Source organism: Sphingobacterium sp. UBA3549 (assembly GCF_002376635.1).
In the GTDB taxonomy this organism is placed as follows: Bacteria; Bacteroidota; Bacteroidia; order Sphingobacteriales; family Sphingobacteriaceae; genus Sphingobacterium.
This window is the reverse complement of sequence record NZ_DFOE01000018.1, coordinates 168,358-181,285: the sequence shown is the minus strand read 5'-3', so window position 1 is coordinate 181,285 and position 12,928 is coordinate 168,358. Positions and strand designations below refer to the sequence as shown.

Genomic DNA, 12,928 nt, shown 5'->3' with positions numbered 1-12,928 from the left:
AATTCTATTTATACGAATTGATCGATTTGGATACTTTCCAGTCATTGCCCACACGTTCCAAGGTAACTAAATCTGTTTTGGTGAAGTTTTCAAATTTCAAGGTTACTTTAGCAACCATGTAATCTGCTGACTCCTCAATGATATCAGTGCTAACTGTACAGTTCAGTTTTTCACCTTTTTGTTTTTTTAATAGTTTAACTACCGCACTACGGCTGTTAGACTGTGCATTGGTAGCTTGAATTTTTTGGTTAAAATCTCCAGCGAATAACTGCTCCACACCTGCTGATTCTCCCTCTGTCGTTACCGCAACGTAGTGCTCTAAAGCGAAGTCTGCTGTGGAAAGGTTAACGTTTGCTTTTGCTGCTTTTGCTCCAGGTCCTTCAGCTGCCATAGCAAATGTTGATACGGCGAGTAAGGCTGCTGCTGCGAATGTTTTTACTAGCGTTTTCATAATGTCTTTATTTTATTGTGTTAGTTCTCTTATTCTTATTTGTTGACTCAAAACTACAACACAATAGGCCACTAGCCTACGGGCTTTAGACTAACGCTCAGGAAAACTCGGTGAACGACAGGAATGGGGAGGTGAAAGTTAGAGGTAGGTTTTTATTTAAATATCATATTAAATTTAGATCTTTACTGATAAAGCATTCAATCTCAATTCTTCTCAAAATATGGTTAATAAAAATGTTATTAGTAAACTATCAGATAGAGAACTCGAAAAATATATAGAACAAGATAGTCGATCTGTTTCAGATGCCGTAAAATATGCCTACGAGATTCTACAAGAACGTGGGCGAACTTTTACTCCTTCAGAAACAGAACTAATCGAAGATTTAATTGCCCAAAAAAAAGCTAGCGAAAAAGTAGTGGACGAAGGATGGGACAAAGGGCTCACTGAGGACGTAAACGCCATTGAACTATATACAAATACACTTATTTGGATGCTTTCCGTAATATTTGGAGTTTTTTTTGGTGGAGTACTTCAAGTGCTAAATTTCATAAAAATAAAAAATATAAAAGGAGCTGTTATTACTGCTTTTTATTGTATTATTTATATAGGCATTCAACTAGTTATTATAAATTATATTCGAAATAATTATCCTGAAATGAACCAGAATATATTTTATGTTAACTTCATCCTCTCGGGCATAGGTGCAACGGGTTTATTTTTTATCAGACAACAAATGTTTCCTAATAATCTACAGTACAGAGCCAAATCTTCCATTGTACCATTAATTGCATCATTAGGAATTTCTATTGCGCTATTCTACTTGCTTTAAAATAAGAAAAAAAGAAGCCACCTTTTTTCCGTTTAAAAAAATCATAGTCTTCAACTATTAAAACAAGTAGTAAAATACTAACAAGTGTATTAAGTTGATTTAATATAACATTGTAATAAGGCGATAAAAATCAAAATATTAGTGGCAATAAAACAATATGCAAGCCACTTAATTTTAAAGCCATAATGAAATAATCCCAATATCCATGGGTTCGAAAAAAGATATATTCTAAAAATTTGAAAACCGTCAAATTTATGCCCTAAGTGAAAAAAATCAGCCAATAACTGACCAAAACATCCTTTAATTTCCTGATGTTCTATCGCGATAAAATTCATCACAATTAAACAGACATAAGTCAGAACATAAATGCCCGGAACAACTTTTTTATTAATTTCCACTTCTTAAATATTTATTAATTTGTCTGAAAAACAGGTAAGTCTACAAAAATGGTAAGTCTTCAGAATCACCTTAAAAAAATTATGGTACGTAATATAATTAGACCGACAACAGTTAAACAGATTATTAGTGGAACAGTAATGCTTCTTTTCTTATACTTTATTCCTTTCAAATATTGATCCCAAAACCCAAACTGCAATATAGCGGCGCCTATTACATATAACAAAATACCAGTGAATCTACTCTGATCAAAATAATCTTTAAATTCACTATATGCTAAAATTAACGCTATTGTATAACCAAATCCAAATAGGAGTGTTGCCCAAGCTTCCTTTTTTTTGGATATTGCATATAAGTTGATCGCTAACAATATAGCGCCTGTAAATAATCCGAATAATATACTAAAGTACCATATTGCTTTTTGTGAAAAGAAACTGACGGTAGCTTCTTCAGCATCTTCATCAATATCCCATTTGTTAAGAGCGCTATAATCAGGTTCTTCTTTTTTCTTCGATTCTATGAGTTGATTTATCTGAACAATTTCTGTCTCGGAAAAAATATAGCCTCTTTTTCTGAGAATGTCGAAAGCCATTGCTATAGCCTCAGGGACTGATCGGGTATCTTCTGCAGTATAGCGTAACAGTTCCTTATTGGATAACTTCTCTAAGACTGATCTTTTTACCATAAGCCTAATATAACCAAATTGCCAATTAAAGTTCTCATATTTTTAAATAACAACACTAATATATTAATTGATCAAGCAAAAAATAGAGCACAAATACGATAAATTATAATAAAACATCTTATTACCTGTATTAGGAGCTATTTAACTAATATAGCAAATGTTGCTTGCCTTTTTTACTTAAAATTGTTTATTTTCGAAGTAGATTTTCACCAAATCTTCAAATATTAAACTGGTGACCTTAATATACTTTGCTTTTTAATTATCATGAATAAATTATTGATACTTATATTACTTTGTCTCGTCCATAACGTTAAAGGACAAGATTCTTTACTTTTAAAATTTGTTCCACTTCCCAATAAGATATACAATTCTCAAATTGATTTCAGAACAAAGGCCCAGGGAAAACTAGAACGAAAAACAGTGAGTACTGGCAAATTTGAGTTATCTCCCACTAATTTAAACGTCGAGACTGTAAATAAAACAGAATCGATTATGACAACACAAAATGAAAATAATAATCGAATTCCTTATATATGGAAATTTATCCACTCTAACTCATTTCAAAAACTAGATGGCAAAACATCTGAGATTTATACCCCTTTAGACGGAAGTATTATATACGGTTATTTTGATAAAACTGCAGCTGCCAGAAAAATTGATTCCGTGATGAACGATGACCTGGAATTTGTGGAAAAATTATCGTTAAAAAACCAATTAGAACAATCCCATGGTGAAAATACTTATTCTGATGTTCCTATCGCAGTCGGAGCGTCTTTTGAAAAAGAAAGTTTCATAAGTATCCCCATATTGGGCGCCGAAGATCAGGAATTCATCATGAACAAACGGTATACGCTGACAAAGATTGAGAAGGGTATTGCATATTTAGAAAATAATATCAGTTTTCATCTAAAATCTCCAAACAAAAATATTCAGGTATTGTCAAATACCAATGGATCAGGAATAATGCAATTTGACACTAAAAACCAATGCGTTCTCAATGAAATCTCTGAATATAGTCTTTATGTGACTGTTGTGGATAGAGAAAATACACTTACTTCGCAGATTTGGTCTAAGGATTCCAGAACAACAAAAGTTCAAAATAAAGAATTTTAGAAATAGTCCTCAGTACAAAGCCGTAAAAAGGACTATTCATAAAATCTATAAAATTGACGTTAACGAATACTATTTTCGATTATTCCAATGGTTTGGTATCTAATATAACGGCCCCATCTATTTAACCATTGTTCTCCTTTTGCGGAAATATAAAATGCGCCGTCTACGGTAGCTCCAACTGCTGTTCCTAAAAGCATCCCGTATATTCCTGCCCTAGATCCCATAGTAAACCCTGCTTCCAATGCCAAACCAGCGCCTAAACTAGCTCCTTTATTGAGTACCGTATTAGCCATTTTAAATTGATATTCTGCTTTAGTCAATACACCTTCTTTGTATTCTAAATTAACTAAATAGATTTCCCCCCCGGCATCTAAAAAATCCAAAACAGTACCATATTTTCCAAAAATAGACTTACCATCTAACATGGATTTGACAATAATATCATCTGCTTTTTTAAGCTGGTCGTAAATGTCTCTAGTAATCTTTATTCTTACTTTCTTTTTTGTTATCTGTTCTTTGTCTTTGGGATCACCTGGTCCACCGATCTTATGCATCACGTGGTTTAATCCTGACACTACTCCACCGGTGATCACTCCCTGCCAGAAGTTACCTCCGGTCAACTCGGCACCTATTCCACCTGATATTGCTCCAAAACTTATCATTCCATAGGTACTTTGCGAAAATTGACCCAGTCCGACACCATTCATAGCCTTCCCCCATCCATAAGCTCCTAAACTACCAAATACACCGGAAGCTGCCGAACTCAAGAAATTCTGTCCCTGTACCAGCCCTAAAACCCCTTGCGACAGACCATGGGCACCAGCTTGCAATAATGCATTCCCAAATGTACTTGCTGCAGCTTTAAAGATCGAACCAATACCGAAGGTAATTGCCCCGGAAACCGCTCCAAAGAGAGTAGCCTTCAGTGCTCCACCCAAATTCCACATACCAATATTTCCCGAAACTGCAAGGCCAACTGTATAAGCCGCAAGCCCTATCGCAGCTCCGATAAATATAGCTTTTATCAATGGTATAGCAAGGAGACCAAAGAAAAACTCACCAGTCGGGTCATTGTACATCAGTGGATTATTTAGCACATACCCATATTTATTGTAGTTCTGCGTATTGAACATATCTTGAATATGCTCGTCTGCATTTAAAAACCTTCTCAAAAATGGATCATATAGACGACCATTCATATGGATAATTCCAACCATTGCAAAATGTTCATGTGATGTATATCCTCGGTCCAAAAGCTGCATATTACCTTGAGTCAAATTACCCCAGGCATCAAAATGCCGCTCTTCCAACAATGTTCCTCCTGAATCACTGATCGCCAAAATACTTCCTAGATAATCTTTGTGCAAGAATTTATAAGATGCTGCACTCTCTGAATAATCTTTCAGACAGACAATGTTACTTTCGTAAGGTGTACTGCCGATATAGATCAAATGTTTTTCCTGTCCCGTACTATTATTACGGATTACTTCAAAACTTCCATCGGCACTGTAAAACTTAGTAAAACCTGCATCTTGAGCGGTAACAATACTTTCATTTATTTTTGAATCTGTAGTTGTTTTACTATAGAAAACACGCTGACGCATAGGTCCCAGACCATAATCAAATGTGACATTACCCTGATTCCCTTTGATCTGGAGCGGATCATTATTCTCGTTATAAACAATTTCCTGGATCAGGTCATTGGCGTAATGCTGCTTACCTGCTGTATTAAGCATCACCTTTGATGGCCTATACTGTTCTCCGGCATTGTCAAAACATACTGTTCCTACATTATCTATATCCACAATACGCCCCTGAATATCGTAGCTATTAGCCGAAAGTGCCCCTGTTGCTGGATTGGTCCACTCGATAAGACGATTATTGTTATCGTAACTAAAGTTTTCGGTCAACGCAATATTCCCTGTCCGTACCCTATCTTTAAGCTCATTACGAATTGCATCAAAAGTATACTTTTGATGCAAAATCTGCCCGGCATTGGACTGGTGCAATATCTCAGTCAAAAGATTATGCTCATTATACGCATTACTGACCCTTGATGCCCCTAATCGGCTCCGCAGCACCTGTCCGCCGGCATTGCTTTCCTGTATCCGCCAAAGCTCCAGGCCTGTATCAGCGTTGATAATCTTGGATAAGATTCCGCTCCATGCATCGTAAATGTGCTGAATACGTGCCACCGTCTGGACAGTATTAGATTCAAGGCTCTTTGCATAGGATACAACGCGAGATTTATCATCATACTCGATATCCCGCTGCATATAAATGCGGCCGTAGCTCTCTTCGCGATTTTCGAGCAGTCTACCATAGCTGTCGTATATGAATGTTGTTTTAAACTGCTCGCCACCCGATGTACCGGCCTGTTCAACAAGAAGACCCTTGCCATCATACCGATAATTGATCGTTTTGTCCGTCAGTCCCTGCTGGATGGATTTTTCGGTCTGGTCAACCAGTTGCCCTTTGGCATTGTAGCGATATTCCTTATAGCCTTTGGGACTGATCTCTTTGGCGGCCTGCCCCAGGCCGTTATATTCATATCGATATACACCATTGGAAGGGTCCTCAAATAGAGACCTCCTTCCCCACACATCGTAATCTGTCCGCACAATATTATCACCGTATTGAGCACTGATCTGATCACCTGCAGCATTAAAAGAAAAACTGATGGTTCCGCCTTTGTCCTCCGAAATAATAATATTACCCAGTGGATCAGCGATTTTTTTGCTGCTGCGCAGATAACCGTTTCTTTCCTCAACGATTGTCGTCCTGCCTTCTTGGCGCGTTGTGACCTGTTTGCCATTAAATGAAGTGGCGGTTACAATACCCGGAAATACACTGTCATCGTAACTAATGTTATTCCACTTTTCTGGATTTCCATCACGATGGGGTTCAGACTCCCGAATTTTTCTACCTAAATCATCATAAACAGTCAGTACCGAAATACGGGTATTGGTATCTCCTTCTACTGCTATCTCGATATCATCAACTATGATAACCGATCCCTCCTTATTAAACCCTCTCTGTCTTGTCTTGACCTGTTGTCCCAGTTTATTAGTAAACACTGAACTAGCCATTCCATCTGGTTCATACTTACTTACCTTGGTGCCTTTGTCGTCCATTTTTTCGTAGGTAAAAGTTGTGACACCTTCGAGATTGATCTCCGAAGAAAGAAGCTTTCCCCAGCCGTCATATACACTGATCAGCATATTACCCAATGGATCTATCTGCGTCAGAACCTGCCCCAGATCGTTGTAAGTGATCAGTGTTTCCAAGTTCAAGTTGTCCGTCTTTTTGATAACAAAGCGGCCTTTAGGATCATATTGTGTCCGTTCGGTCTGTGTCATGCTGTCGGAACTATTGGACAGTACCTTTTCGACAATATTGCCAAAAAGATCATAGGCATAGGACTCCTGTACCCAGCCCGAACCGTTCCTATTGTACGTTTTCCGGGATGCCAATAGATGATTAGTGTAAGCATATTCCTCCTTTTGCTGTTTCGTATCAGCGTAGGCCTGTATGGTTTCTAACTTGCTAATTGGACGTCCGACAAAATAATTTTTGCCTGTACCATTCAGGTTGTGCATGTACGCTAATACTGTAGATGTCGTCGCATAACCATTATTGATTACAGTTGCTGTGCTAGCTGGCAGGTAATAGTCTCCATACACGACTGTATGCTCTTCGACAATGTCTTTCAAAAAGTCTTTGGATACAGTCTTTATAGGAACAATGGCCGTAACACCTAACGATGGGGTCGAACGATCGTAAACAATGGATTTAAATGACAGCAGCTGAGCATTGTCCAATGAAAGATCTTTTGGAAAAATGAGTTCATTATCATCGCTGGTACGGACACTCCATTCTTTGATCGGTAGTCCTTCATTGAGGGGATCCATCTCACTTCCGGTCCATATCTTCGTAGCTAATAACTGATCTGTGTACCATGAGGATCTGGCAGACTGTCTGAAGCCCAACATACCCTTTCCGAGGACATGAGCAACGAATCCTCGATACCTGAAATCCTGCTTTCTATTGTCTTGCCTTAGTTGTGAAACGACAAAGGTTCGCGACAGACGATCCATTTCAACGTAAGGATATTTTTCCTTTTTGACACTTGCATAAAATCCCGGATTCACCTTGGGATCCAACTCATCATACTGAATTTCAGTAACGATGCCCCCTTGGGTTATTGATGTAATGTATGTTTCATCCGCAACACTATAGTGCGAATACTTGATCAAGCTACCCTCACGAAATACTAGGATATCCTCATTAAAATTATTGATCCTAAAATCACCGATAAGCGGTGAGAAGTGTGCTAATATAGGTGGATCTTGCTTAATATAATTTGACGCATAAGGCTTCACATCTGTCCAATAAACGTCATATTCAGCAGGATACCAGTCCATTTTATATTGGCTCCGGCCCCTGAGCTGGCTTCCATCGATATTCCGTTTTTCAAAAACCACATTGCCCCTAGCATCCATACCTTTATTTTCATGATATAGGATCATGAACTTGGTCTGACAGCCCTTATCGCTATAATCATACATGATATGGGAATAAAATGCAATCAGATCAGCTTTGCCATCCTTATTGAGATCCTGAGCAAAATATTGCCGTTTTATGTTCCTCAAATGTGTCTTCCCTCGAAAATCTAGATCTTCCTTATAAAGCTGAAATCCGTCTAGCACCTGTACTCTGAATCCTGAGCCGGTCGATATATAGAGTTTCCACTGTTCACTGTCAACGGCCTGTGGAACCATAATATCTGTTTTACCGTCTCCGGTAAAGTCCCCTACAACCGCCTTATCACGGAGTCCTTCGATCCGTATATTGGGATAATAGGTTGAAGCCGCATAAAATTTGCCTAGGTTATTTTTTTTTATGGTCAGCAAGGAACATTCTCCCAGATCGGTAAATGAAATAAAATCTACACAGCCATCACCATCAAAATCTCCCACAAGTGCTTTGCCGTCAAAAAAGTTATCGAAAGGATAATAAATATTGATGACCTGGGCAAGATTTGAAACTTCGGTTTCATTTGGCTGAACAATCAGATAACGATACCTGATCTCCTTGGTCCGAATAGGCTCTGAAGAGGGGCCGGTCACCTCGATCCGACCTGATGTATCCCTAAGTATAAATATCAATTCGGAAATACCGTCACCATCAAGATCATGCTCCTTAACATCAAGGATGAAGGTGTCATTCCATTCCTGACTTACATTTGGATCGGAATCATCACGGAGAACAGTTTGGTCATAGAGTTCCGCGGGCACTATTTTTACAAATTCCTCTTTCAGCTGTTTACTGCCTGAAATGGAATCAGTTTCCATGGAGTAGCCTTTAATGATCAAATCTCTTCTGCCCGGTTCCGAGCTCGTAGTAGAAGGCACTGTTTCGTAAATAAAAAAGCCCTGCCTGTTCAGGATCTCACCCTCTGCATTCATTAGATTGAATACCTTGGCATTTTCCAGCTGGGCTTTGGTAATAGCCGAGCCAATGTAAACCTGTTTTGGCTGGTTATTGTCCAATACGCTCGAAAAGTGGTAGATTCCCGCTGGATAATCGACCGGTTCAGTACAGTAGGATTCCCAATATCCAGTCTGGAAGTCATCACCGTCGGCTCCATTATCTCCGTGATAGATATTCTCATAATTCAGACAATCCCTAAACGCATCGGCATATTTTATAACATCAATCTTACCATCACCGTCAAAATCACCATATAACAGTTTGGCATTTTTGTCATTTGTAATGGAAGTCGTTCTCCACTCACCGGGCTTGGATTTTTTGTAATCAAATACCACTGGATTAGCGGCCTCTCCTAGCGCATTACGCTCAGTAATGGATTTTAAGAACTGATAGCGGTTGTTATGATCGTCTTTTTCATAGACCATTTCATAGGTTTTGAAGATATTGCCATTGGCCCTTACCTCTATATTCTGCAACAGATTATTCTGCTTGAAAAGAATTCCTCTGACATAAGAACTTTCTATCAGCTCGCGCTCCATATAATTAAATGTAATACTATTGAAATGGGAAGTACCGGCATGCTCGTTTCCGCCCCATTCGATATGGTCTATGACAGCGACATTGTCCCCCTGAACATAACTATAGGAAATATAGTTGCCATGTGCATCCTGCCAACTGACAATATTATACTCAATGGCTGTTCGCGCATCTGCGCTGCTACCGTACAATGCCTGAGACCCATCCTCAAAAGTAACTTCGAAATAGGCTGGGCCGTTCTGCTCAGGGTTTGTGCCTATCGACCGTATTTTGGTATTTGAATATTTCTCTGTAACATATTCTGCATCATCTTTTCCATACACACCTGATTTCAACATCAGCCGCTGTCCACCGAGCATGTAATAATCGGTAAAATCATATTGGATCGTCTGTATTCCACCGTCTCTATCGATGCTGCGTCCCATTCGGGAAATACCGGTCACTCCGGTAATAGTCCATCCGTAGCCAGCGATTCCATTGCCGGATCCGCTGGTGTAAATCAGATTGACCTGTGGTGCGACACTTTTGATCGCTGGTGGCAAAGCAATTGGCAGGTTAAATTGAAGTTGCCCATTGTTATTGACATTGATGCTGCCCTGAGTATCATGAAATGATGTATCTCCGAGGATTTCACTAGGTTCTATACTACTCGTATTGAGCTGGACAATTGATGCTGTATTTCCTGTTGGCACAATTTCGTCAACGCTATTTTGATCTATTGCTGTCGGTGAAGGCATACCAATAGCCGGTACACCCGCCGATGCAGCTGTATTTAAAGTTTCCATATTTAAATTTTTTACTGTTTTTTACAATTTTTATTCCCGAGACTCCATTAGTTTTTGTGTGAGAACCGAGCGACTGAAAACCAGGGACGCTAAACCTGCGCCCCTTGGTTTCAACCTGAGAAGTCTCTTAGCTTATCTTTTTCAATTCTCGACGGATCTGGTTTCCGGCAAGATCATATTGAAATATCAGGTCTGAATCTGTTGGGGGATTCGTGCCTTCTCTTTCAAAGATATAAGCATATCCTATTCTCGTGGCACCGATCCTCATTACACCATCTTCTGCGGACTGATCTGCAAGCAAACTTGTTTCTACGATGGTTTTAGTGACAGGAATACTGGGACTCATCGTTGTCCATGTTATTTCTTGATTATTCATTTTCTAATTGATTAATGAGATACATATTAATACGGGATAGCATTATTAAAAATCAGACTTGGTAGAGTTGTCTTGTCGCTGATCCTGCTATCTTGATCCAACCGATAGAATACGCCATGACGACCATCATTTTTATCAGACTCTGTACCCCCAGTTTGTCCCAGCATCAATTTTGCATAGGCATCCATACTGCCGGCTTTCGCATTCGGAAATTTTGACAGAAAATCCGTACCGCTCATACTTAGATCCAATTTAGCTACTTGGCCATTCGTCGTATAGTCAATCTGATGCTGGAAGCCCATTGTACTACCTGTTGCCGCCACAGTGAACGCCCCAGAAATACAGGTAACCTTTGGATAGGAAATATCAGGGAACATCAGTCGCAAATCAAAGGTCAGCCCTTTTCCAGCAACTGGAACAGCCGTATAATTTCCGTTGTTTTCCGAGAACCGGTAAACTTCAGTCTCGCTGGCCGCAACAGGAACCATTGTTGCCCAACCTACAGGGTGCTGCATTTGGTTGGTCTGGGTAAATATCCCTCCAAGATAAACCATATTCGGCGCATGCTTCAGAATATTAGGTTCACATAACACCCTGTTACATTTGCCGAAGGCATAGAACGCACTTTGAATGGTACCATTTAGATTGCCGGCATTTTTCCCGTTCCAGAACAGTTCTCTTCGGATGACAAAATATGCCAGATAGCCGCTGCTGAGGTTGCCGAACCATCCCTCACCAATATAGTTGAATACGTGGCTGATGTCTTTTAATTTGGGGTTCTTCCAGAATAGTGATACAGGTACAAAATCATTGGATCCCTGTACAGCCATAGTCGGATACTGCCCTGCGTCAACGCCACTGTAATAACCCTTTCCAAGTTTTGAATTTTTGAAACATTCAAAAACACTGACAAGTTCAGTCAGGCTATCTAAAAACCCAGGAAGGATCTTCTTAAGCCCTGCCCTGAAAAAAGTTCCCCTTAAAGCGGTCGGTAGACTGATCTGTGAGAGCATATCCGCTGGAAAACTATCAAATTCCCTTCCGACTCCAAATCCATAGAATGTAGCATTCATGCTGGCCACTTGGGGTGTTTCCAATTTGAAGTTCGGACCGACATTAGCCTTTGATAATCCGGCGAAAGTATAATCCAGATTGGTCAGTGAATCAGATCTGAATACTGAAATCTCCTGGATATAATTGTTGATTGTCGGTACCATATAGCCCGCTGGATCGCTAATGAGACCTTCACAGAAACGGACATAATTTACATTTGCACCCGCATTAATCGTTACCTCATAATCACCCGCTACTTCATAAGTATGGTAAAATGTATTTCCATTATCTATGTAATGAATATTTCCTTCATTATCGGTCCAAGATTGTGATCCATCATATTGTGGTACGGAAACCGTAGTTGACTGCCCGTCGCCATAAGTGATCTTAGCAAGAGTCTGTGTATCCGAAGTTCGGAGCATTGCAATAGGAACCTGTTGATTTGCTGCTGTTGTGTGTATTTTAAATTTGATCTCAGTATTTGAAAGATCTGGTTCCAGGGCTACATGTATGGTCATATCTTCGGTGACTTTGACTGACGCAGTTTTAGAAAAATACCCCGGTCGTTCAACTGTATAGCTCAAATCGGCTCCTTCGTATACATTTAATGTATTGCCGATCACCCCGTTGATCGTCACAACGGCATCAGGTGGTGTTGTAGTAATGGTAAGACTGCGCTGTTGCTTACCATAGAATATGAAATCCAATACCTCTTGTACCGGCATCTGGTCAAATGATGTTCCGATCGGCACTCCTCCTACCTGATAGGTGGTCGGTTGTGTATTGGTGTACCGCGTAGATGTTGCATCAATGGCCTCTTCTTTGTGCCAATAACTATCCATCCACGCCCAAAATTGTTCTTGTCCGGGTACATCCCCGTTTTCAAAAAATGTTTTTAATTCTGCTTTCGTTGTCATAATAAAAATTTAAGATCCGCTGTCTTTCCGTAATTTTCAGACAGCAATGTTTTTAAAATTAATCTTCTGTTGTCTATCGCTCCATGGCGATAGTCTGGCTTTCTTTTCTGATGATGACACAGCTATTATCCCTATAACCGCATCATAGTTTTTGCTGTCAGTATTTCATTGATTTTATCCTTTAATATATTCGTACTTTACCGTTTTAGGCCTTATTGTGACACTAAATTATTTAGTATTCAAACAAAAAAAGGTATTATAAATGAGTTTGTAATCGGTAGATGTGATATACC

At 39.4% G+C, this 12,928-nt stretch carries 8 protein-coding genes; 2 read left to right on the top strand and 6 right to left on the bottom strand.

Going from position 1 to position 12,928, the window contains the following annotated elements:
• Positions 1 to 4: 4 nt before the first annotated feature.
• Positions 5 to 451, bottom strand: coding sequence for a nuclear transport factor 2 family protein (locus tag B2W36_RS10840; RefSeq protein ID WP_293887732.1), 447 nt, complete (start codon positions 449 to 451; stop codon positions 5 to 7).
• Between the two features lie 220 nt (positions 452 to 671).
• On the opposite strand from B2W36_RS10840, the gene B2W36_RS10835 reads away from it, so the two are divergent.
• Positions 672 to 1,280 (top strand): hypothetical protein, encoded by a 609-nt coding sequence (locus B2W36_RS10835; protein ID WP_293887731.1) that lies wholly within the window; start codon positions 672 to 674, stop codon positions 1,278 to 1,280.
• A gap of 89 nt (positions 1,281 to 1,369) precedes the next feature.
• Here B2W36_RS10835 and B2W36_RS10830 read toward each other — a convergent pair whose 3' ends face one another.
• The gene (locus tag B2W36_RS10830; protein WP_293887730.1) at positions 1,370 to 1,678 is read right to left on the bottom strand and encodes a hypothetical protein; all 309 of its coding nucleotides are present in this window, start codon (positions 1,676 to 1,678) and stop codon (positions 1,370 to 1,372) included.
• A gap of 65 nt (positions 1,679 to 1,743) precedes the next feature.
• Positions 1,744 to 2,361, bottom strand: a complete 618-nt coding sequence (locus tag B2W36_RS10825) for a hypothetical protein (protein ID WP_293887729.1) — start codon at positions 2,359 to 2,361, stop codon at positions 1,744 to 1,746.
• Between the two features lie 264 nt (positions 2,362 to 2,625).
• Between B2W36_RS10825 and B2W36_RS10820 the strand changes: the two genes are divergently transcribed.
• On the top strand, positions 2,626 to 3,474 hold the full coding sequence (locus B2W36_RS10820; RefSeq protein ID WP_293887728.1) for a hypothetical protein: 849 nt from the start codon (positions 2,626 to 2,628) through the stop codon (positions 3,472 to 3,474).
• Between the two features lie 59 nt (positions 3,475 to 3,533).
• On the opposite strand, the gene B2W36_RS10815 is transcribed toward B2W36_RS10820, so the two are convergent.
• The 3 genes from B2W36_RS10815 to B2W36_RS10805 form a co-directional block, all read right to left on the bottom strand.
• The gene (locus B2W36_RS10815) at positions 3,534 to 10,289 is read right to left on the bottom strand and encodes an RHS repeat-associated core domain-containing protein (protein ID WP_293887727.1); all 6,756 of its coding nucleotides are present in this window, start codon (positions 10,287 to 10,289) and stop codon (positions 3,534 to 3,536) included.
• 127 nt (positions 10,290 to 10,416) lie between these two features.
• Positions 10,417 to 10,665, bottom strand: coding sequence for a hypothetical protein (locus B2W36_RS10810; RefSeq protein WP_293887726.1), 249 nt, complete (start codon positions 10,663 to 10,665; stop codon positions 10,417 to 10,419).
• Positions 10,666 to 10,691: 26 nt separating this feature from the next.
• A complete protein-coding gene (locus tag B2W36_RS10805; RefSeq protein ID WP_293887725.1) occupies positions 10,692 to 12,635 on the bottom strand; it encodes a PEGA domain-containing protein in 1,944 nt (647 codons plus the stop codon).
• Between the last annotated feature and the right edge of the window lie 293 nt (positions 12,636 to 12,928).

Coding starts and splice junctions, on each gene's coding strand:
- B2W36_RS10840 (WP_293887732.1), bottom strand. CDS start 451: ATGAAAACGCTAGTAAAAACATTCGCAGCAGCAGCCTTACTCGCCGTA.
- B2W36_RS10835 (WP_293887731.1), top strand. CDS start 672: ATGGTTAATAAAAATGTTATTAGTAAACTATCAGATAGAGAACTCGAA.
- B2W36_RS10825 (WP_293887729.1), bottom strand. CDS start 2,361: ATGGTAAAAAGATCAGTCTTAGAGAAGTTATCCAATAAGGAACTGTTA.
- B2W36_RS10820 (WP_293887728.1), top strand. CDS start 2,626: ATGAATAAATTATTGATACTTATATTACTTTGTCTCGTCCATAACGTT.
- B2W36_RS10815 (WP_293887727.1), bottom strand. CDS start 10,289: ATGGAAACTTTAAATACAGCTGCATCGGCGGGTGTACCGGCTATTGGT.
- B2W36_RS10810 (WP_293887726.1), bottom strand. CDS start 10,665: ATGAATAATCAAGAAATAACATGGACAACGATGAGTCCCAGTATTCCT.
- B2W36_RS10805 (WP_293887725.1), bottom strand. CDS start 12,635: ATGACAACGAAAGCAGAATTAAAAACATTTTTTGAAAACGGGGATGTA.